Source organism: Nocardia sp. CC213A (genome assembly GCF_030766805.1).
Lineage (GTDB): Bacteria > Actinomycetota > Actinomycetes > Mycobacteriales > Mycobacteriaceae > Nocardia > Nocardia otitidiscaviarum.
In genome coordinates this window covers 262,566-282,920 of the sequence record NZ_JASFXA010000006.1, presented here as the reverse complement: position 1 = coordinate 282,920, position 20,355 = coordinate 262,566, and the positions used below count along the sequence as shown (strand labels likewise).

Genomic DNA, 20,355 nt, shown 5'->3' with positions numbered 1-20,355 from the left:
CGGTCGACTATCGCGGCAGGCCGAGCAGGCGTTCGGCGATGATGTTGCGCTGAATCTCATTGGTGCCCGCGTAGATCGGGCCGGCCAGCGAGAAGAGGTAGCCGTCGGTCCACGCCGACTCCTGTTCGGCGGCGGCACCGTGCAGCTCCAGCGCGGTTTCGTGCATGGCGATATCGAGGTCGGACCAGAACACCTTGTTCACCGAGGATTCCGCGCCCAGCTGGCCGCCCTCGGCGAGCCGGGTGACGGTGGCCCAGGTGTTGAGCCGGTACGCCTCCGCGCCGACCCAGGCGTCCACCACCCGATCGCGGGCAGCGGTGTCGGAGCCGTCGGCGACGGTGCGCCACAGGTCGATGAGCTTGGCCGCGGTGGCGGTGAACCGTCCCGGGCTGCGCAGCGAGAGTCCGCGCTCATTGCTGGAGGTGGCCATGGCGACCTTCCAGCCGTTGTTCGGTTCCCCGATCACGTCCCGATCGGGCACGAACACATTGTCCAGGAAGATCTCCGCGAAGCCCGGCTCACCGTCCAACTGCGGAATCGGTCGCACGGTGACGCCCTCGGCGGTGAGCGGGAACATCAGATAGGTCAGCCCGCGATGCCGCTGCGCCTCCGGGTCGCTGCGGAACAGTCCGAAGCCCCAATCAGCGTAGGACGCACGGGAACTCCAGGTCTTCTGGCCATTGAGCAGCCAGCCACCCTCGGTACGCTTGGCGGTGGACCGGATCCCGGCGAGGTCGCTGCCCGCCTCGGGTTCCGACCACGCCTGCGCCCAGATGTCCTCGGCGCGAGCCATTCTCGGCAGAATGCGAGCCAACTGCTCGGGCGAGCCGTGTTCGAACAGCGTCGGCGCGAGCAGGAAGATGCCGTTCTGGCTCACCCGCCCGGGCGCTCCGGCCGCGTAGTACTCCTCCTCGAAGATCACCCATTCGGTGAGCGAGGCGTCCCGGCCGCCGTACTCGGCGGGCCAGGCCACACACGACAACCGGGCGTCGGCGAGCGTGGCCTCCCACGCCCGATGCGCCTCGAAACCGGCCGCGGTGTCCATGGACGGCAGCGGAGCGGCCGGTACGTGGGCGGCCAGGAACTCCCGCACCTCGCGCCGGAATTCCTCGGTCCTGGCATCGAATTCGAGATCCATCTACCTCACCCCGTTCCGGTCGGCGGCCGCCTTCATGGACCTGGCGTTCATGCCGCCCAGGGAATCCGCGCCGACCTCGGCATTGTGTGCGTGTGCGAAGTGATGCAGGCCGAAGACGGAATCCATCCCGGCGCGCATACCCATGAGGTCCTCGCACTGGTTGACGGCCTTCTTGGTGAGCGCCAGGCCGAACTGCGGCATCTCCGCGATCCGCTCGGCCAGGGCGAAGGTGTGGCTCTCCAGTTCGGCGCGCGGCACCACGCGGTTCACCATGCCCCATTCGTAAGCCTGTGCGGCGCTGAAGCGTTCACCGGTGAACAGGATCTCCTTGGCGCGGCGCGGACCCAGCACCCACGGATGCGCGAAGTACTCGACGCCCGGAATGCCCATGCGCACCACCGGATCGGAGAAGAACGCGTCCTCCGACGCCACGATCATGTCGCAGGACCAGGCCAGCATGAGCGCGCCCGCGATGCACGCGCCCTGCACCATGGCGATGGTGGGCTTGGGGATCTCCCGCCAGCGGCGGCACATGCCCAGGTACACCTCGGATTCGCGGGCGAAGCGCTGGTCGCCGCCCCGGCGGTCGACGTGGTCCCACCACAGCGCGGCCTTGTTCTCGTAGGTGACGTGGTGATCGCGTCCCGGCGTGCCGATATCGTGTCCGGCACTGAAATGCTTTCCGGCGCCGGCCAGGACGATCACCTTGACCTCGGGATCCTCGACCGCCCGGGTGAAGGCGGCGTCGAGGGCGTAGGTCATGACCGAGTTCTGCGCATTGCGGTAGTCGGGTCGGTTGAGGGTGACGATCGCGATCGGTCCGCGCGTCTCGTAGCGCACCACCTCGCCCTCGTCGGGGATCGGCCCTGGTTCCTGGCTCACGCTCTCTCCTCGTTCTCCGCACGGCCGGTGTCGTCGCGCAGCTGCCGCTTGAGCACCTTCCCGGCGGCGCTGTAGGGCAGCTGATCACGGAATTCGACGTAGCGCGGCACCTTGAAATTGGCCAGCAGCGTCTTGGCGTGCGCCACCACGTCGTCGGCGGTGAGGCCCGATCCGGCCTTGCGCACCACGAACGCCTTGCCGACCTCGCCCATCCGTTCGTCCGGCACCCCGATGACCGCGGTCTCGGCGACGCCATCGAGCCGGGCCAGGGCCTGTTCGACTTCGGCGGGGTACACATTGAACCCGCCGCAGATGTACATGTCCTTGAGCCGGTCGGTGATCTTCAGGTAGCCGCGTCCGTCCAGGGTGCCGACGTCGCCGGTGTGCAGCCAGCCGTCACAGTCGATGGTGTCGGCGGTGGCCACCGGATCGTCGAGATAGCCCAGCATCACCTGGGATCCGCGGATGAGCACCTCGCCGTTGTCGGCGAGTGCGACCTCGAAGTCGCCGATGGCGCGACCGCAGGTGTTGGCGATGGTCTCGGCGTCGTCCTCCGGACGGCACATGGTGCCGAAGCCGCCGGACTCCGAGAGCCCGTAGGCGGTGAGCACCACATCGAATTCCAGTTCGGTGCGCATTCTTTCGATGAGTACGACCGGCACGGTGGCCGCGCCGGTGACCGCCACCCGCAGGCTGCTCAGATTGGCGTCGCGGCGCGCGGGATGCTCCAGGATGGTCTGGTAGATGGTGGGCGGCCCGGTCAGCACCGTGATGCGGTGGTCCTGCACCAGCCGCATGGTCTCGGGCACGTCGAAGGTGGCCTGCGGCACGATGGTCGCACCGGTCACCAGACACGCGAGAATGCCTGCCTTGTAACCGAAGTTGTGGAAGAACGGCGGCACCACCAGGTAGCGGTCGGTGCTGTTCAGGGTGGCGCATTCGGACCAGGCCCGCGCGCCCGCGAGCGCCTGGCGGTGCGCGATGAGCGTGCCCTTGCTGCGGCCGGTGGTGCCGGAGGTGAACAGGATGTCCGAAAGGTCGTCCGGGGACACGGATTCCGCGCGGGCGACGGCGTCCGCGGTGCTCACCTGTTCGGCCAGCGCGGCCAGGTCGCGCCAGGTCAGCGTGTCGTCGCCGGTGCGGGCGGCGGACGCGCCGACGCCACCCGTGCCGATCGCGGCTGCATCATCCGTGGCAGCCGCCCCGGCATCATCGGTGCCGCCCGGGCCGGTGTCGCCCGGTATCACGATGATCGTCCGGATCTTCAGATCCGGTGCGGCTGCGCGCAATTCGGCCAGCCGGTCGCGGCCCAGGAACGGCCCCGCGATGAACAGCGCCTTGGCGTCCACCCGCGCCAGCACATCCGCGGCCTCCTCGGCGACGTAGCGGGTATTGAGCGGGACGATGACCGCGCCCACGTAGTGGGTGGCCAGTACGGCCGTCACCCAGTGGTGCGTATTGGGAGCCCAGATGCCGATCCGGTCGCCGCTGCCGATCCCGCGCGCCAGCAGCGCCCGGGCCGTCTCACGCACCGAGTCGAGCAGTTCCGCCCAGCTCAGTCGTACGGCACCGGCGACGACGGCGGGGGCATCGCCGTAGGCGCGCGCCGCGTCGTGCAGAGCCAGCGGAGTGGTCTGCGGAGGTGGTGTCATCGGAATTCCTGCCGTCCGGGAATGGGTCTAACAAAGCAAGTGCTTGGTAGGTTACTCTACCGACGTGAGCATGATCCAGACCCCCGAACCGGCCAGTGGGATGGAGGCGGGACGCGACGCCGAATTCCGCGCCGAAGTGCGTGAATGGCTGGCCGAGAGCCTCACCGGGCAGTTCCGCGAACTGCGCGGTCTGGGCGGTCCCGGCCGCGAACACGAAGCCTTCGACGAACGCCTCGAATGGGATCGTGCCCTGGCCGCCGCCGGGCTGACCTGCCTGGGCTGGCCGGTGGAGTGGGGCGGTCGCGACGCCACCCTGCGGCAGCAGATCATCTTCCACGAGGAGTACGCCAAGGCGGACGCGCCCAGCCGGGTCTCGCACCTGGGCGAGGAACTGCTCGGTCCCACCCTCATCGCCTTCGGCACCGAGGAGCAGAAGCGGCGCTTCCTGCCGGGCATCCGCGGTGTCACCGAACTGTGGTGCCAGGGCTATTCCGAGCCCGGCGCGGGATCGGATCTGGCGGCCGTGTCCACCGCCGCGTACCTGGACGGCGACGAGTGGTCGATCACCGGGCAGAAGATCTGGACCTCGCTGGCGCACCTGTCCGACTGGTGCTTCGTGGTGGCGCGCACCGAGAAGGGATCGCAGCGGCATCGGGGGCTGTCCTACCTGCTGGTGCCCATGAAGCAGCCCGGTATCGAGGTGCGGCCCATCGTCCAGCTCACCGGGACCGCCGAATTCAACGAGGTCTTCTTCGACAATGCCCGCACCGCCGCCGATCTGGTGGTCGGTCAGCCCGGCGACGGCTGGCGGGTGGCCATGGGCACGCTCACCTTCGAGCGCGGCATTTCCACCGTGGGGCAGTCGATTCGATACGCCCGCGAACTCGCCGACCTGGAGGCGGTGGCGCGGGAGAACGGGGCGATCGACAATCCGGTGATCGCCGACCGGCTGGACCGGGCCTGGGTGGGGCTGCGGGTGCTGCGTGCCCACGTGCTGCGCACCCTCGACGACGGCCACGGCTCGGCCACCGTCGACGCCCGCACCGCCGCCGGGCACGCGTCGGTCACCAAACTGCTGTGGGCGAATTGGCATCGCGGCCTGGGGGAGCTGGCCATGGATGTGCTCGGCGCGCCCGGCCTCATTGCCGACGCGCCGGGTGACGACCTCAATGCCTGGCAGCGGCTGTTCCTGTTCAGCCGCGCCGACACCATCTACGGGGGATCGAACGAAGTGCAGCGCAACATCATCTCCGAGCGGGTGCTCGGACTTCCGCGAGAGGCTCGGCCGTGACCGATTTGTCCATTGCTCCCGAACCGACCCCCGGCCACGGCCTGCTAGCCGGCAAGATCGCCGTGGTGACCGCCGCCGCGGGCACCGGCATCGGCTCCGCCACCGCCCGTCGGCTGCTGTCCGAGGGCGCGGACGTGGTCGTCTCGGATTGGCACGAACGTCGGCTGAAGGAGACCGAGGCGGCGCTGCGGGCCGAATTCCCGGATCGCCGGGTGGCCTCTTCGGCCTGCGACGTGAGCAGCACCGAACAGGTGGACGCGCTGTTCACCGGGGCCGTGGCCGCGCTGGGGCGGATCGACATCGTGGTCAACAATGCCGGGCTCGGCGGTGAGACGCCCGTGGTCGACATGACCGACGAGCAGTGGGACCGGGTCGTCGACATCACCCTGAACGGCACCTTCCGCGCCACCCGGGCCGCGCTGCGGTACTTCCGCGAGGCGGCCCACGGCGGCGTGATCGTCAACAATGCCAGCGTGCTGGGCTGGCGCGCCCAGCACGGCCAAGCGCACTACGCCGCCGCCAAGGCCGGGGTGATGGCGCTGACCCGCTGCTCCGCCGTCGAGGCGGCCGAATACGGGGTGCGGATCAACGCCGTGGCGCCGAGCATCGCGCGGCACGCCTTCCTGGACAAGGTCACCTCGGCCGATCTGCTCGATCACCTCACCTCGCAGGAGGCTTTCGGCCGCGCCGCCGAGCCGTGGGAGGTGGCGGCGACCATCGCCATGCTCGCCAGTGACTACACCACCTATCTGACCGGTGAAGTCATTTCGATCAGCAGTCAGCGCGCCTGATTTCATTCGCCTTCTGTCGGATCGCTGATTTATCCACAGGAAAGAAAATGGCTGGCGCGCCCATGCGCTCGGTGTGCAATCCTGGTTTAGGCCGATGCCACACGTCGAAGGGCGCGACCCATGGGTCGGGATCAGCGACAACAAGCCCAGGAAGAACTGGAACTCGAGCTGGTGCGCGAGGTGGTACTCGCGCGCCGCCGTATCGACAATGCCGTACTCGCCGCTCTCACGCTGGGAGCGGAATTACTGGACCACGATTCCGAGCGCGCCACCGCCATGCGCGCGGCGCGGATTCTCGAACAGCACGCGGTGGCGGAGGAAGACGTCACCCGCGATCCGCGTGGCGCGCTCCGCCACGACCTCGCCCGTGATCGCGAACGGGCGCGGCGAATCGGCCTGTCCCGCGACTCCTTCGGCGACAGCGAGGAGGCGCGCCGCCGCCACAAACGCACCGCCCTGCTGTGCGAGGTCCGGGCGGATCTGCTGGAGGTGGTTCGACGCTGCCGTCAATTCCATTACGACAATGTGGCTTTCGCCGACGGCATCGCCGAGGGGCTGTGCGCCGCCACCGACAAGCTGGTGGTGGGCGCGGATATGGAGACCTACCGCGCCTGGCAGCGCGGCATGGTGCTCAAGCTCAGTGAGGAACGCGGTGACGGCGGTGTCCCCCGGGTCATGGCCACCGTGGACGCGGGCCCGGGCCGCGATCCACTCACGGTCGAATGGGACAGCCCCGAACGTCGTCTCGCCCTGGTGGCCCGCATGGCCCGGGCCGGAATCTCGCCCATAGTGATCTGCGACCGCCTGCTGGCCGACCTCTCCGTCGCCTCGCCGCTGCGCTACTCGGTGCGCTGACTCGACCAAGCAAATGCTTGGTTGTATATTGGCGAGGTGACCCCACCACCTGACCCCTCCAAATCAGCACGTCGCAGCGAGCTGCTGGGCCTGGCCGCCGATCTCTTCGCCGAGCGGGGCCTGCGCGCCACCACGGTCCGCGATATCGCCGACGCGGCGGGGATTCTATCGGGGAGTCTCTACCACCACTTCGATTCCAAGGAAGCGATGGTGGACGAAATCCTGCGCGGCTTCCTCGACGACCTCTTCGGTCGCTACCGGGAGATCGTCGACGCGGGCCTGCCCACCCGCGACACCCTGGAAGCCCTGGTGATCGCGTCGTACGAATCGTTCGACCGATCGCACGCCGCGGTGGCGATCTACCAGGCCGAGGCCAAACGCCTCAGCGGCACACCGCGTTTCGGCTACATCGAGGAATACAACAAAGAGTTCCGGGAGCTGTGGCACCGGGTGCTGACCAATGGCGTCGCCGACGGCAGCTTCCGGCCGGAACTGGATATCGAACTGGCCTACCGGTTCCTGCGCGACACCGTCTGGGTGTCGGTGCGCTGGTACCGCCCCGGCGGCCGCATCACGGTCGACAGCCTGGCCAAGCAGTATCTGACCATCGTGCTCGACGGGCTGACCAATCCCGAACAGCCCAGCAAGTAGGAGTTCTTCATGTCTGCACCCACCCGCCGCCGGTACGCCCCCATGCGCGAGGCGTACGTGATCGACGCCGTGCGCACCCCGGTCGGCAAGCGCGGCGGCGCCCTGGCCGAGGTGCACCCGGCCGACCTGGGCGCGGCGGCGATCCAGGGACTGCTGGGCCGCAGCGCTATCGACCCGGTGGCGGTCGACGACGTGGTCTTCGGCTGCTGCGACACCATCGGCCCGCAGGCGGGCAATATCGCCCGCACCGCCTGGCTGGCCGCCGGCTACCCGGAATCGGTGCCGGGCGTCACCGTCGACCGCCAGTGCGGGTCCTCGCAGCAGGCCATCACCTTCGGCGCGCAGGCCGTCATGTCCGGCACCGCCGAGGTGATCGTGGCGGGCGGCGTGCAGAACATGAGCGCCATTCCCATCTCGGCCGCCATGCTCGCGGGTCAGCAGTACGGCTTCGACGCGCCCTTCGTCGGCGCGCAGGGCTGGGACCACCGCTACGGCACCGGTGAGGTGTCGCAGTTCAATTCCGCGAACATGATCGCCGAGAAGTGGGACATCTCCCGCGAGGCGATGGAGGCGTGGGCGCTGCGCAGCCACGACCGCGCCCGCAAGGCCATCGTCGAGGGCAAGTTCGACCGCGAGATCGTGCCGGTCGGTGACTTCTGGATCGACGAGGGCCCGCGCGAGACCAGCATGGAGAAGATGGCGGGCCTGAAGCCGCTCGCCGAGGGCAGCCGCATCACCGCGGCGGTGGCCAGCCAGATCTCCGACGGTGCGAGCGCCACCCTGCTGGCCTCGGAATGGGCGGTACAGGAGTACGGCCTCACCCCGCGCGCCCGCATCCACCACGTGAGCGCCCGCGGCGCGGATCCGATCCTCATGCTCACCGCGCCCATTCCGGCCACCAGGTGGGCGCTGGAGCAGACCGGGCTGACCATCGACGACATGGATGTCATCGAGATCAACGAGGCATTCGCGTCGGTGGTGCTGGCGTGGATCGAAGAGACCGGGGCCGATCCGGAGAAGGTGAACGTCAACGGCGGCGCGATCGCGCTCGGCCATCCGCTCGGCGCGACCGGTGCGAAGCTGTTCGCCTCGCTGCTCAACGAGTTGGAGCGGGTGAACGGCCGCTACGGGATGCTCACCATCTGCGAGGGCGGCGGCACCGCCAATGTGACGATCATCGAACGCATGGGCTGACCGTCGGTCGCATTCGGACGCCGTGCACCCCGGGTGCGCGGCGTTCGCCGTATCGGCGGGTAATGGCGGTGGCGTCCGGGCCGATGAGTCTGTTGGATAACGAAAACGCCAGAGCCTCGGTCTCTCTCGGGTACCGCGGCGCAGAATCGGTGTGGTCATGAGTGCGAACCTGCCCAGACGGGGGTTCCTGATGGGGGCTCTCGGTATCGCCGCATCGGGCTTCGCCGTGCCCGCGGCGGGTGCCCCGGTCCCGCTGCCGCCCGCACCGCTGCCGGTGCCCCCGATCCCGCCGCCGCCCATCACGCCGCTCAACTATCACTCACCGCCCCTGGAACCCTTCGTGGACGCCCTGCCCATTCCGGAGACCCGCCCCGCCGCCGGGAACTTCGCGGCCCGGTCGGGGACGCACCGCTTCCATCGCGACCTGCCGGAAACCCGCACCTGGGGCTACGACCGGGCGTATCTGGGACCGAATCTGGAAGCCTGGCGAGATCGCCCGGCTCGCATCAGCTTTCGCAATGAACTCGGCACCCATGTGCTCGCCTCGCACGTGGACCTCACCATGCACGGCGTCACCGAGCTGGATCGCACCGATCCCCGCATGACGGTGCACGTGCACGGCGGCGCGAACGCCCCGGACGCCGACGGGCATCCGCTCGTCACCTGGCGCAACGGCCGCCGCGCCACCTACGAGCCGAGCAATCGCCAGGAGGCCGCCACGCTGTGGTATCACGATCACGCCATGGGGATCACCCGGCTCAACATCCAGGCGGGGCTGGCCGGAATGTATTACGTGCGGGACGAATTCGACACCGGAGCGGCGGACAATCCGCTCGGACTGCCCGCCGGGGAGTTCGAGATCCCGCTGATCGTGCAGGACCGCACCTTCAACCCGGACGGGAGCATCCAGCCCATGGTGGGGATCTACATTCCCGAGGGCTACAACCAGTCCGGGCAGTTGGGCGACGTGGCGTGCGTGAACGGGGTGGTCTGGCCGCGCCTGGAGGTGCGCCGCACCCTGTACCGGTTCCGGCTGCTCAACGGGTCCAATTCGCGCCCTTATATTTTCGAGCTCACCAACGGGCTGCCGCTGTGGGCCATCGGCACCGATCTCGGACTGCTGGACGCGCCGGTTGCGACGCCGTCCATTCGCGTCAGCCCGGGGGAGCGAGTGGACCTGCTCGTCGATTTCAGCGGCATGCGCGACGGCGAGACCGTGGACCTGATCAACACCGCCTACAACGACCTCGGCAATACCGTGTTCATGGTGCCGGAGCTGCGGCCCATCATGCGGTTCGCGGTGGCCGGGAGCGGGCCGCCAGCAGTCGTGCCGCCGGTGCTGCGCGGTGGTCCGCTACTGCCGGAACCGCTTGCGCCGATGGCGGTTCCGCAGTCGGTGCGCACCATGACGCTGCTCGGACTCAACGACGACTCGCGCGCGGCCGCCGTCTTCCCGACCATGATGTCGCAGAACAATCTGCCGTTCCTCACCGAGGACATCGACCGGGCGCGGGCGGGATCGGTGGAGCAGTGGGACATCGTGAACAGCACGCCCTTCGACCATCCCATCCACATCCATCTGGCGCGGATGCGGGTGCTCGGGCGGCAGCCCATTCTCACCTCGGCCTACTGGTGGTCGAATCTGCCGCCCGCCTTCGGAATTCGCTGGGCCCCGTCGGCCGATCCGTACGCGCTCGGCCCTCAGCAGCTGCCACCGCCATGGGAATACGGCTGGAAGGACACGGTGGAGTGCCCGACCGACACCATCACCCGGGTGCTGGTGCACTGGCCGTCGGTGGCGGAGCTGGGCTTCGATCCGGATGCCGCACTGCGTGTGCCGCCGGGTGCGGAGGCGATCGCACCCGGCGGCATGCACGGTGGACATTCCGTGGCGGCTCCGGAGATTCGCGGCTATGTCTGGCACTGCCACAATCTCGACCACGCCGACCACGACATGATGTCGCAGATTCGGATCCTGTCCTGACTCAGTGGACCCAATCCGCCAGTGCCGCATCCAGATCCACGGCGCCCCGGGCTCCGACCCAAGCGATGTAGCCGTCCGGGCGGACCAGCGTGGGCCGCTGGTCGGGGTCCGCGGCGACGGCGATCCGGACCCGGTCGTCCTGCCCGTGTACCGCCGTCGCGGCGGCGGTGACCAGGACGAACTTGCCGTCGCGCAGCGCCTCGTAGAGCCGGCCGTCGGTGAGCTCGATATCGGCGGCGCGGGTGCCCACCAGGTGATCCGTGCCGTGCTTGCGCGGATAGGCGAACCCGATGCCCGACAGCGATCCGGCCACCTTGTGCGCGACGGGCGGCAGCGACAGCGCGCCACCGGCCAGGGTGTTGCGCACCAGCTGCCCGAGCTTGGATTCCAGCATGGCCGCGCGGATGATGGCGCCGCTGCTGCGCAGCACCTCCGCGCCGACCGGATGCCGTTCGGCGTGGTAGGTGTCCAGCAGGCCCTCCGGAGCCCAGCCCTGCACGGCCGCGGCGAGCTTCCAGCCCAGATTGGCGGCGTCCTGGATGCCGGTGTTCATGCCCTGACCGCCGGCGGGTGAATGCACGTGCGCCGCATCGCCGGCCAGGAACACCCGGCCGACCCGGTAGGACTCGACCTGCCGCTCGTCGCTGTGGAAGCGCGAGAGCCAGCGCGGGCTGTGCATGCCGAAATCGGTGCCGAGCGCCCGGGTGACGACCTCGCGCAGTTCCTCCAGCGTCACCGGTTCGCTGTCGGGCACCTGATTGCGGCGGTTCCAGGCGAAGATCCGGTACCAGCCGTCGCCGAAGGGCGCGATGAAGGCGAAGGCGTCGCCGACGCCGTTGACCGCCAGCACATCCTGGGGCGGTTCGCTGAGCTGGACGTCGGCCAGCGTGATGGACTTCAGCACCGACTTGCCGGGGAACTCCAGGCCGAGGGTTTCGCGCACCCGGCTGTGGTAGCCGTCCGCGCCCACCAGGTACCGCGCCCGCACGGGGTGGACCGAATCCTCGTAGCGCACCTCGGCGTCGACGCCGTCACCGGTGTCGGTGAAGGTGATCAGTTCGGCGGCGGTCACCAGGTTCGCACCCGCCTCCAGCGCGCGCTTGCGCAGCACGTCCTCGACGTGGGTCTGCGGGGTGATGAGCAGGTAGGGGAAGCGGCTGTCGAGCAGCTTGCCCAGATCGACCACGGCGTGCTCGAACAGCCGCAGCTTGTCCAGGGTGGCTCCGCCGGTGAGTACCTCGTCCGCGATGCCGCGGGCGTCGAACTGCTCCAGGGTGCGGGCGTGCACGCCGAACGCGCGGGTGAGTTCCGAGCCGTGCGCGTGCTTCTCCACCAGGGTCACCGTGACGCCCGCTCGCGCGAGATCCCCGGCGAGCATGAGTCCGGTGGGTCCGCCGCCGATCACCAGGACATCGGTCTTTTCGGGAATCATCATGTCCTCCAAGGGTATTATTCGGTCAACATCTGTTGGCCAACGCTTGTTGACAACGATAGAGCCACGACGGCGTTTGGTCAACACTTGTTGGCCTACACTTGTTGACATGACTGCGGAACGCACCAGACGGTCCGACGCGACTCGGGCCGCGATCCTCACCGCGGCGCGCGAACGCTTCGCCCGCGACGGCTACGACCGCGCCACCATTCGCGCCATCGCGGCCGACGCCGGCATCGACCCGGCCATGGTGATGCGCTACTACGGCTCCAAGGACAAACTGTTCGCCCTGGCTGCCGATATCGACCTGCGGCTCCCGGACTTCGCCGACGTCCCCATCTCCGAACTGGGCACGGCCCTGGTGTCCTTCGCCGTCCAGCGCTGGGATACCGACGAATCCCTCGCCGCCCTGCTGCGCGCCGCGGTCACGAACGACGGTGCGGCCCAGAAGATGCGCGAGGTGTTCGGCGGCCAGGTGGTGCCCATGATCGTGGCGCGCGGCGCCGCACCGGCCGACGCGATCACCCGCGCGGGCCTCATCGCCACCCAAATGCTCGGCGTCGCCCTGTGCCGCTACGTCCTGCGCCTGCCCCCGGTGGTAGCCATGAGAACCGACGAACTCGTCACCTGGCTCGGCCCCACGGTGCAGCGCTACTTCGACGGAACCCCGAACCCATCCGCCTGAAACCGGTGCGAGAACACCCGATCCGCCCCCGACGAGCACCGGATCGACCACCATGGATCGTGCGACCCGAGCCACGTTACGACCGAGCCGCGCAGGTATGAGTGCCGACGCCGAGCGTGCGGGTGAAGTGGCCGTCGCGGACAACTCTGCCGCGTAGATGGCATCGACCGTGCGGGCGATCCGGCGCTCGGCGACGTGGGTCGCACGGATGACGGGGGTGCGTGGGTGATCCGGCGCGTGTGCGAGGTGGACGTGGATGACTTGGGGGGGTGGTCGTGCGGGGAGCGCAGTGGTGCGGTTGGAGTGTCGATGCCGGTGGACGGCAGCGCGGGAGGTGAGGTCGGCATGTCGGCATCGGTGGCCGGACGGTTCGAGGAGATCGCGCGCACGGCCCGCCGCGTGCAGGACGGGATCGAGCGGGTGCGCGGGGCGGCGGTGTCGGCCGGGATTCGAATCGAGGTCGCCTCCGATGGCCGCATCACCGCCCTCGAGCTCGCTGATCCGGTGCTGGCACAGGCGATTTCGGCCGCGCATACCGAAGCCCTACGGCAGGCCGCCGACCAGGTGGCGGACCTGCGCCGGGAATTGGTCACCGACCCGACCATTGCCGCGGCGCTGCACCACTTCATCGAGATCGAGGCGGAGTCCGCCGAGCGCACGCGGCGGCATCCCGCCCGGTCGATGCGGCAGCAGCCCGCAAGCGACCCGGCACCATCCGCCGTGCCGACGCGGTGTGGGGCCGTGGTCGGCTCTACACCACCCACCGGTGTGCTCCCGCCCGCAACCGGTGCGCTCGGGCAGTCCGCGCCAGGGGCGCAGGGTGGGCAAGCACAGCCCCACCCGCCGACGCGGCGGCCCACTCGACCCGCGCCCCGCCAGCCGCGGCAACTTCCCGGTGACGACCTCGACAGCACCGATGAGAACCCGCACGCCCTACCCCCACACATCCGACGGCGTTACGGCCTCTAGCCCGCCGCACCGGGACCGGTTGCTCGTCGCCGATCGTCGGCTCCCGGCCGGGTGCGCACGTCGAAATCTCATTCACGCTCGTGGGGGTCGGGCCTCCCGGTGCTCGCGCGGTGCTCGCGGCGGCTCGTCGTGGTTGCTGCGGACTATCGCTGTGGTGCTCGCCGAGTCCGGGCCGGGCTGCCGCGCCCGTCGGACTCCCGCCCCTCCGCCGCGGCGCGAAGCCGAGCGTTTGCTCGCCTACGATGCTCGCAGCATTGTTCGGACCCGTAGAAAGCGGAGTGAGTATGGACCTCGGCGTGCGTTGGACGCTGCACGGCGACGGGCGGACTCCCGCCCCGGGCGCGGTCGTCAAACCCGATGAGCGGTTGTCGTGGCCGCGCACCTTCGGGCTCGGCGCCCAGCATGTGGTCGCCATGTTCGGCGCGAGCTTCGTGGCCCCGGTGCTGATGGGGCTGGATCCGAACCTCGCCATCATGATGTCCGGCGTCGCCACCGCCATCTTCCTGCTCGCCACCCGCGGCAAGGTGCCCAGCTACCTGGGCTGTTCGCTCTCATTCGTGGGCGTGGCCGCGGTGATCAAGGCCGACGGCGGCAGTATCGCCACCATTACCGGCGCCTGCCTGGCGGTCGGCGCGGCCCTATTCCTCATCGGTCTGGCGGTGCGCAGGTTCGGTGCGGGCATCATCCACGCCGCCATGCCGCCGGTGGTCACCGGTGCGGTGGTCATGCTCATCGGCTTCAACCTGGCGCCGGTCACCGCTTCCACCTACTGGCCGCAGGACCAGTGGACGGCGCTGCTCACCATGCTGTTCACCGGTCTGGCGGTTGTCGCGCTGCGTGGCTTCTGGGCGCGCATCGCGATCTTCCTGGGGCTGCTGTTCGGCTACGGCCTGTCGTGGCTGCTGGACCGGATTCTCGGCCCGATCACCTCCGCCGACGGCAGCGGGGCGGTCACCGAGCACTGGCGGCTGGATCTGTCCGGGGTGGCCGACGCCGCCTGGATCGGCCTGCCGGACTTCCACGCCCCGGCCTTCGAGCTGTCGGCGATCCTGGTCGCGCTGCCCGTGGTCATCGCGCTGGTCGCCGAGAATGTCGGCCACGTCAAGGCCGTCGGCGAGATGACCGGCGACGATCTGGACGGCAAACTCGGCACCGCCATCGCCGCCGACGGTGCGGCCTCCATGCTCTCCACCGGTTTCGGCGGCCCGCCCAACACCACCTACTCCGAGAACATCGGCGTCATGGCCGCCACCCGCGTCTATTCGACGGCCGCCTACTGGGCGGCGGCCCTGTTCGCGCTGCTGTTCGGCCTGTGCCCCAAGTTCGGCGCGGTGGTCGCCGCCATTCCGGGCGGTGTGCTCGGCGGCATCACCGTCATCCTGTACGGCATGATCGGCCTGCTCGGCGCGCAGATCTGGACCAATGCCAAAGTCGACCTGCGCAATCCGCTCAACCTGGTGCCGTGCGCCGCGGGCCTGATCATCGGCATCGGCAATGTGAGCATGGAGATCACCGAGAACTTCACCCTCTCCGGCATCGCGCTGGGCACCATTGTCGTGATCACCGGCTACCACGTGCTGCGCCTGTTCGCCCCGGCGCATTTCAAGGTGGAGGAGCCGCTGCTGGACGAGGGCACCTCCTCCTACGACGAGCCGCCCACCCGGTAGCCGCCCGCCGACAGCGGGATGACAGGGGAACCCGGGTGGGGACCGAGAGCGAGCCACGACGTGTGCATCACAGCCGATTCGTGGATGATCTTGGTAGCTCCGTACCGGAGCGACTGTGAGTGAGGACCACTGAGTAATGAGCAAGATGAGCAAGATCGGCGGCTTCGTGGCCGCCGCCGGGTTGGTCGTGGGATCGCTGGCCGGTGCCGGCGCCGCCAATGCGGTCGGGGGTCAGTTCGCCGCGATCGCCTTCAGCCCGTCGATGTGGCAGTCCGGCGTCGGCGTCAACACGCCGAGCTTCGAAACGGCCAAGCAGGCTGCTCTCGCGGACTGCGGTGCGGACGACTGTGAGATCTGGTTGTCGTGGGCCAACGGGTGTGGGGTCATCGTGGAGAGTGCCGACGGCGCCGCCGCTGCGAGCGGTCCGACCCGAAAGGAGGCCGAGGACGCGGCATACTCCCGCCTGGGCGAGTACACGCCCACCGCGCCACTGGCCAGCTTCGGCTCCTCCGAACTGAGCGGGGCGTGGGTGCACACCGTGGTGTGCACCGCTAACGCCGCTTGAGTCGTCCTGGGCTGACGAGCGGCTGATTCGAGCTCGCGCCGCACAGAACCGACCGCCACCCGGGCGAGCATCGGCGGATGCCGCGAGGGCACACGCCGACGAACAGGTGGCGGTCGGCGTGGCCCAGATCGCCGACCGCAGCATCGAGGAATCCGGCCGCGGACCGCGCGCACGGGGTGTCGAGTCCTCACCGATAGACGGGCAGAGACTCGGTATCGAGAGCGAAGCCGAACGGCTCCGGCAGCGGAGCCAGCTCACCGTATTCCCCGGTGAGCTGGCCGTGGTACTCACCGGCCCTCGGATGCGTGAACACCGACCAGCGTCCGAATCGTGGATCGAGGACCAGTAGCGTTCGAATTCCGGCTGCGCTGTACCAGCCGTTCTTGTCGGTGATCCGTGGAGCCTTCTCCGACTGCGAGATAACCTCGACCGCCAGTTCGACATCGGCCGGATCCGCCAGCCAGGAATCGTCCACGTCCCAGGCGTCGGGCAGGACTACCAGACCGGGGGTGCAGTAGTCATCGGCATCGTCCGGCATGCCGATCGAGGTCACCTCGTAAGTTGCGCGACCGGGCGGCATTCGCGCCTCGAGTTGAACGCGCAGCCTGCGGATCGTTCCCGCGTGCTTACCGCGCGGCGGCGGCGACATCACGAGGTGGCCGCCCAGGATTTCCACGCGCAGTCCCGTGGCGCGTTCGATCTGCTCTGCGATAACGCGCAAACTTCCCGGCCGTGGGTGCATGGCGGGAACGCTCACGGAAATCACTCCAACCCATTGCGAACGGTCGCCTCAAACATAGCTCGAGTGCTTTTCCGCAGGTCGGCGCTTGCAGGTGCCAGGGCGGTGTTGCCCAGTCCGCCGAAAAGCGCGAAGGCCGCCCCCGGGCGAGAGGAACCGGGGGCGGCTCGCGCGACCGGTAGGTGGTGGTCGCGCCGCGGATCGGACGGGATGGTCCGGATCCGTCGGGTTGCGCGGCGAATCGTGTCTGCCGCGCGGATCAGGGGGTCACGGGTCCGGGCCGTGACGCACACGTCGGGCGGTCGCAGGGACCTGCGGTCGCAAGGGCCAAGCGGTCGCAGGGGGCCTGCGGTCGCAGGGTTCAGGCGGTCGCGGATTCGGGGTCGGTGACGCGGTAGGAGTTCAGGTCGTCGATGCGGGCGACCGCGTCGTCGATGATGCGGTCGATGAGGTCCGCGACCGTGGGGAGGTCCTCGATGATGCCGGTGACCTGGCCCGCGGCCAGCACACCCGCCTGCGTATTGCCCTCCACCAGACCGGCTTTCAGCAGCATGGGGGTATTGGCCGCCATGATGACCTGCGACCAGGTGAGGTCCTTGTGCTTGCGCATGGCCAGACCGTCCTTGACGATGGTCGACCATGTCATGCCGGTCATGCCCTTGAACTTCAGCGCGTTCGCCGCCGCGGCGACGAACCCGCGGGTGCGGCCCGAATGTTCCAGCCGCTGCACCAGTTCGGTATTGAGCACCCGGTGCGGCATGCCGTCGACCTTGGTGGAGACCACGGTGTCCTGGAGTCCGCGCCGCAGATACTCCTGTTTCACCGCGTCCGGCACGCTGCTCTCCTGGGTGAGCAGGAAGCGGGTGCCCATGGCGACCCCGGCCGCACCGTAGGACAGCGCCGCCGCCAGCCCGCGCCCGTCGAAGAAGCCGCCGCCGGCGACCACGGGAATGTCCACGGCGTCGAGCACCGAGGGCAGCAGCAGGGTGGTGGCGACCGGGCCGGTGTGCCCGCCGCCCTCGCCGCCCTGCACGATCACCGCGTCCGCACCCCACTTCGCCACCTTCACCGCGTGCTTGGCCGCGCCGATGGACGGAACCACCACCACACCGGCGTCTTTCAGCCTCGCGATGAGCTCCTGCTTGGGCGCGAGGGCGAAGGAGGCGACCCGCACCCCCGCGCGAATGAGCAGTTCGATGCGTTCGGGGGCGTCGCTGGCGTCGGCGCGGATATTCACGCCGAACGGTTTGGTGGTCTGCGCCTTGGTCTTGGCGATGGCCGCTTCCAGTTCGGCGAAGGTCATGGTGGCCGAGGCCAGAATGCCCAGGCCGCCCGCATTGGCGGTGGCCGAGACCAGGCCGGGTCCGGCGACCCAGCCCATCCCGGTCTGCACGATGGGGTGTTCGATGCCGATCAGTTCGGTCAGCGGCGTGCGCAGCCGGGCGGTCACGATGTCACTTCCTTCTCCCGGAAACCCTTGGGATCCAGCACCGTTCGAATGATCCGCAGTTCCTCCTCGGTGGGCAGCCGGGTTTCGCCCGCCTCGGCCAGCCCGGCGATCTCGAAGGAGGTGTTCTCGGCGACCTCGTCGGCGGTGACGCCCGGATGCAGCGACAGCGCGCGCAGCGTGTGCCCGGGTCCGCCGAAGTCGAAGACGCCCAGGTTCGACACCACCCGGTGCAGATGGTGGAACCGGTAGGCCGGATTCTCCGGATCGATCCTGTCGTAGCCGATCCCGGAGACGATGTCGACGCTCTCGCAGAACACCCGCTTGCTGTGCTTGGGCACGAAGTAGCTGGTGGCGTGGTTGACGGTATTGCCGGGAGCGCCGCGCACGCCGAACATCTGCCGGGTCGGACGTTGCAGCGGACCGAAGGCCGACAGGTTCTGATTGCCGTACCTGTCCAGCTGATTCGCGCCCATGACCACATGGCGGCGACCCGAGGCCACCACGTCGAACACCTTGGAGAACGGGATCCAGCCCTCGATGGGCGCCTTGCCCCCGATGGGCGGAACCTCGGCGAGCAGCAGCGCCTCACCGTCGGAGAGCAGCAGATCCGGCTCGAAGGTCAGCCGCGCCAGCCGCGCGCCGATGGTGGTGACGGTGGACATGGGGCTGGCCATGATCTCGCCCGCGCCGCGGAAGATCTCGGCCGCCGCGACGACGCAGACCTCGGCCCGAGTGATTACGGCGGTGTCGCTCATTTCTGCTCCTCGGCGAAAGCGCGGACGGCGGACTGGTATTCGTCCTCGGGGACGTCCAGGTAGCGCGCCCTGAACTCGGCCCACGATTCGGGCGTCTTGGCGGCCTCCACGTAGTGGCGCTGGAACCGCTCGTCGCGGCCGTAGCTGCCCGAGAAGGTGAAGTGCGCGCCGCCCGGGGCTTCCACCACGCCGTCGACCATCATGCGGTTGAGGATGATCGCCTGCTGCGGAACGGCTTTCACCAACTCGTCGGTCTCCACGAGTCGATCCACCGAGAGGTACCGGCGCTGCGCCGCCAGCGAGTACAGATCGTCGAAGTAGGGATCGACGCCGGTGTAGGCGGCATTGCCGTGCTTGTCGCCCAGGTCCAGATGGACGAAGGAGGCGTCCAGGTCGAGCGCGGGCATGGCGACCAGGGTCTCGGTCTTGCCGTCGGTCGGATAGGGGGACTCGACCGTCTTCAGCTCGCCCTCCCAGAAATCCATTACGGCCGAACCCAATCCGGCGCGGATCGGCAGGAACGGCAGGCGGGCGGCGGCGGCCTGCAGGCCGCACTTCACCATGCCCTCGTCCATTTCGCGCACGGTGATCGCGCCCTCGGTGCGCGCCTTGGCGAACCACGGATCGTAGAACGGCGCGGAGTCCAGGGAGACGAAACCGTAGTACGCCTTGCGTACCTTGCCGGCCGAGCACAGCAGGCCGAGGTCCGGCCCGCCGTAGCTGACCACGGTCAGATCGGTGATGTCCGACCGCAGCAGTGCCCGCACGAAGGCCATGGGCTTGCGCCGGGAACCCCAGCCGCCGAGGCCGATGGTCATTCCGCTGCGCAGTTCGCCGACCACGTCGTCCAGGGACATTCGCTTGTCGCGCATGGCTCTACTTCCCCTTCTTCTGCGCGGCCAGATCGTCGTCGAAGCGCGCCCGGATCTCGTCGGCCACGCCCGCGAGATTGAGTTCCATGGTGAAGCCCTGCTCGTAGCGGTAGGAGCGGTGCACGTCCTGCACGTCGATCCCGTTCAGCGCCCGCTTGGCGGCGCGGATGACGCGGCCGTCCTTGTTCGCGATGTTCTTGGCGACCTCCATCGCGGCGGCGTCGAGTTCGGGCCGCGGCACCACCTTGTAGACCGAGCCGTAGTGGTACAGCTGCTGCGCGGTGAGGGTGCCCGCGGTGTAGAACATGGTGCGCATCAGGTGCTGGGGGACCAGGCGTGCGAGATGGGTGGCCGCGCCGAGCGCGCCGCGATCCACCTCGGGCAGGCCGAAGGTGGCGTCGTCGGAGGCCACGATGACGTCGGAGTTGCCGACCAGGCCGATGCCGCCGCCGAGGCAGAAGCCGTTCACGGCGGTCACGACGGGGACCTGGCAGTCGTAGACGGCGGCGAAGGCTTCGAAGCAGCCGTGGTTGGCGCGGATCAGGGCCGTATGTCCGGTGTCGCGGTTCATCTCCTTGATGTCCACGCCCGCGTTGAATCCGCGCCCCTCGGCGCGCAGCACCACCACCCGGGTGATCTGGTCGCGCCCCGCCTCGCGGACGGCGTCGGCCAGGGCGAACCAGCCGTCCGAGGGCAGGGCGTTGACCGGCGGGTAGTCGACAGTGACGACTTCCACGCCGTCGGATTCGGTGTGACGGTTGATCCCCATCGAATGTCCCATCG

At 69.0% G+C, this 20,355-nt stretch carries 19 protein-coding genes; 10 read left to right on the top strand and 9 right to left on the bottom strand.

Features of this window, described 5'->3' with window-relative positions; all coding sequences use genetic code 11:
• Positions 1-7 precede the first annotated feature (7 nt).
• From QJS31_RS13940 to QJS31_RS13930, 3 genes are read right to left on the bottom strand one after another with little or no spacing between them, the layout of a single operon-like run.
• Entirely contained in the window at positions 8-1,138 is a 1,131-nt protein-coding gene (locus QJS31_RS13940) for an acyl-CoA dehydrogenase family protein (RefSeq protein ID WP_282778121.1), read from the bottom strand.
• Positions 1,139-2,020, bottom strand: a complete 882-nt coding sequence (locus tag QJS31_RS13935; protein ID WP_306356880.1) for an enoyl-CoA hydratase — start codon at positions 2,018-2,020, stop codon at positions 1,139-1,141. It abuts the gene before it with no gap.
• Positions 2,017-3,672, bottom strand: a complete 1,656-nt coding sequence (locus QJS31_RS13930) for a FadD3 family acyl-CoA ligase (RefSeq protein ID WP_306356879.1) — start codon at positions 3,670-3,672, stop codon at positions 2,017-2,019. Before QJS31_RS13930 ends, QJS31_RS13935 begins: the two co-directional genes overlap by 4 nt.
• 70 nt (positions 3,673-3,742) lie before the next feature.
• Between QJS31_RS13930 and QJS31_RS13925 the strand changes: the two genes are divergently transcribed.
• The 6 genes from QJS31_RS13925 (at position 3,743) to QJS31_RS13900 (ending at position 10,438) form a co-directional block, all read left to right on the top strand.
• Complete coding sequence (locus QJS31_RS13925) at positions 3,743-4,963, top strand: acyl-CoA dehydrogenase family protein (RefSeq protein ID WP_306356936.1); 1,221 nt, start codon at positions 3,743-3,745, stop codon at positions 4,961-4,963.
• Positions 4,960-5,754, top strand: coding sequence for an SDR family oxidoreductase (locus tag QJS31_RS13920; RefSeq protein WP_306356878.1), 795 nt, complete (start codon positions 4,960-4,962; stop codon positions 5,752-5,754). Before QJS31_RS13925 ends, QJS31_RS13920 begins: the two co-directional genes overlap by 4 nt.
• A 120-nt stretch (positions 5,755-5,874) precedes the next feature.
• On the top strand, positions 5,875-6,609 hold the full coding sequence (locus QJS31_RS13915; RefSeq protein WP_282778128.1) for a hypothetical protein: 735 nt from the start codon (positions 5,875-5,877) through the stop codon (positions 6,607-6,609).
• Between the two features lie 36 nt (positions 6,610-6,645).
• Positions 6,646-7,260 (top strand): TetR/AcrR family transcriptional regulator, encoded by a 615-nt coding sequence (locus tag QJS31_RS13910; RefSeq protein WP_029925372.1) that lies wholly within the window; start codon positions 6,646-6,648, stop codon positions 7,258-7,260.
• Between the two features lie 42 nt (positions 7,261-7,302).
• On the top strand, positions 7,303-8,454 hold the full coding sequence (locus QJS31_RS13905) for an acetyl-CoA C-acetyltransferase (protein ID WP_306356935.1): 1,152 nt from the start codon (positions 7,303-7,305) through the stop codon (positions 8,452-8,454).
• 157 nt (positions 8,455-8,611) lie between these two features.
• Positions 8,612-10,438, top strand: a complete 1,827-nt coding sequence (locus QJS31_RS13900; RefSeq protein WP_306356877.1) for a multicopper oxidase family protein — start codon at positions 8,612-8,614, stop codon at positions 10,436-10,438.
• A gap of 1 nt (position 10,439) precedes the next feature.
• Here QJS31_RS13900 and QJS31_RS13895 read toward each other — a convergent pair whose 3' ends face one another.
• Positions 10,440-11,873 (bottom strand): FAD-dependent monooxygenase, encoded by a 1,434-nt coding sequence (locus tag QJS31_RS13895; RefSeq protein ID WP_282778132.1) that lies wholly within the window; start codon positions 11,871-11,873, stop codon positions 10,440-10,442.
• Positions 11,874-11,979: 106 nt separating this feature from the next.
• On the opposite strand from QJS31_RS13895, the gene QJS31_RS13890 reads away from it, so the two are divergent.
• The 4 genes from QJS31_RS13890 (at position 11,980) to QJS31_RS13875 (ending at position 15,756) form a co-directional block, all read left to right on the top strand.
• A complete protein-coding gene (locus QJS31_RS13890; protein ID WP_282778133.1) occupies positions 11,980-12,555 on the top strand; it encodes a TetR family transcriptional regulator in 576 nt (191 codons plus the stop codon).
• A 303-nt stretch (positions 12,556-12,858) separates the two neighbouring features.
• Positions 12,859-13,524 carry a hypothetical protein gene (locus tag QJS31_RS13885; RefSeq protein WP_306356876.1) on the top strand — a complete coding sequence of 222 codons (666 nt, stop codon included), beginning with the start codon at positions 12,859-12,861 and terminating at the stop codon, positions 13,522-13,524.
• Between the two features lie 284 nt (positions 13,525-13,808).
• Positions 13,809-15,191, top strand: a complete 1,383-nt coding sequence (locus QJS31_RS13880; RefSeq protein WP_282778152.1) for a uracil-xanthine permease family protein — start codon at positions 13,809-13,811, stop codon at positions 15,189-15,191.
• Between the two features lie 136 nt (positions 15,192-15,327).
• Entirely contained in the window at positions 15,328-15,756 is a 429-nt protein-coding gene (locus tag QJS31_RS13875) for a DUF4189 domain-containing protein (RefSeq protein WP_282778137.1), read from the top strand.
• 187 nt (positions 15,757-15,943) lie between these two features.
• On the opposite strand, the gene QJS31_RS13870 is transcribed toward QJS31_RS13875, so the two are convergent.
• The 5 genes from QJS31_RS13870 to QJS31_RS13850 form a co-directional block, all read right to left on the bottom strand.
• Positions 15,944-16,477, bottom strand: a complete 534-nt coding sequence (locus QJS31_RS13870) for a Uma2 family endonuclease (protein ID WP_306356875.1) — start codon at positions 16,475-16,477, stop codon at positions 15,944-15,946.
• Positions 16,478-16,856: 379 nt separating this feature from the next.
• The gene (locus QJS31_RS13865; protein WP_306356874.1) at positions 16,857-17,945 is read right to left on the bottom strand and encodes a nitronate monooxygenase family protein; all 1,089 of its coding nucleotides are present in this window, start codon (positions 17,943-17,945) and stop codon (positions 16,857-16,859) included.
• Entirely contained in the window at positions 17,942-18,700 is a 759-nt protein-coding gene (locus tag QJS31_RS13860) for a CoA-transferase subunit beta (protein ID WP_282778143.1), read from the bottom strand. Before QJS31_RS13860 ends, QJS31_RS13865 begins: the two co-directional genes overlap by 4 nt.
• Positions 18,697-19,572, bottom strand: a complete 876-nt coding sequence (locus tag QJS31_RS13855; RefSeq protein ID WP_306356873.1) for a CoA transferase subunit A — start codon at positions 19,570-19,572, stop codon at positions 18,697-18,699. The genes QJS31_RS13860 and QJS31_RS13855 overlap by 4 nt, the downstream gene beginning before the upstream one ends.
• Positions 19,573-19,576: 4 nt before the next feature.
• A complete protein-coding gene (locus tag QJS31_RS13850) occupies positions 19,577-20,341 on the bottom strand; it encodes an enoyl-CoA hydratase family protein (protein WP_306356872.1) in 765 nt (254 codons plus the stop codon).
• Positions 20,342-20,355 lie beyond the last annotated feature (14 nt).

Excerpts from the sequence above, each read along its gene's own strand:
- QJS31_RS13900 (WP_306356877.1), top strand. The coding sequence starts at position 8,612 with ATGAGTGCGAACCTGCCCAGACGGGGGTTCCTGATGGGGGCTCTCGGT.
- QJS31_RS13880 (WP_282778152.1), top strand. The coding sequence starts at position 13,809 with ATGGACCTCGGCGTGCGTTGGACGCTGCACGGCGACGGGCGGACTCCC.
- QJS31_RS13850 (WP_306356872.1), bottom strand. The coding sequence starts at position 20,341 with ATGGGGATCAACCGTCACACCGAATCCGACGGCGTGGAAGTCGTCACT.
- QJS31_RS13860 (WP_282778143.1), bottom strand. The coding sequence starts at position 18,700 with ATGAGCGACACCGCCGTAATCACTCGGGCCGAGGTCTGCGTCGTCGCG.
- QJS31_RS13855 (WP_306356873.1), bottom strand. The coding sequence starts at position 19,572 with ATGCGCGACAAGCGAATGTCCCTGGACGACGTGGTCGGCGAACTGCGC.
- QJS31_RS13930 (WP_306356879.1), bottom strand. The coding sequence starts at position 3,672 with ATGACACCACCTCCGCAGACCACTCCGCTGGCTCTGCACGACGCGGCG.
- QJS31_RS13875 (WP_282778137.1), top strand. The coding sequence starts at position 15,328 with ATGAGCAAGATGAGCAAGATCGGCGGCTTCGTGGCCGCCGCCGGGTTG.
- QJS31_RS13895 (WP_282778132.1), bottom strand. The coding sequence starts at position 11,873 with ATGATGATTCCCGAAAAGACCGATGTCCTGGTGATCGGCGGCGGACCC.
- QJS31_RS13940 (WP_282778121.1), bottom strand. The coding sequence starts at position 1,138 with ATGGATCTCGAATTCGATGCCAGGACCGAGGAATTCCGGCGCGAGGTG.
- QJS31_RS13905 (WP_306356935.1), top strand. The coding sequence starts at position 7,303 with ATGCGCGAGGCGTACGTGATCGACGCCGTGCGCACCCCGGTCGGCAAG.
- QJS31_RS13890 (WP_282778133.1), top strand. The coding sequence starts at position 11,980 with ATGACTGCGGAACGCACCAGACGGTCCGACGCGACTCGGGCCGCGATC.
- QJS31_RS13925 (WP_306356936.1), top strand. The coding sequence starts at position 3,743 with ATGATCCAGACCCCCGAACCGGCCAGTGGGATGGAGGCGGGACGCGAC.
- QJS31_RS13915 (WP_282778128.1), top strand. The coding sequence starts at position 5,875 with ATGGGTCGGGATCAGCGACAACAAGCCCAGGAAGAACTGGAACTCGAG.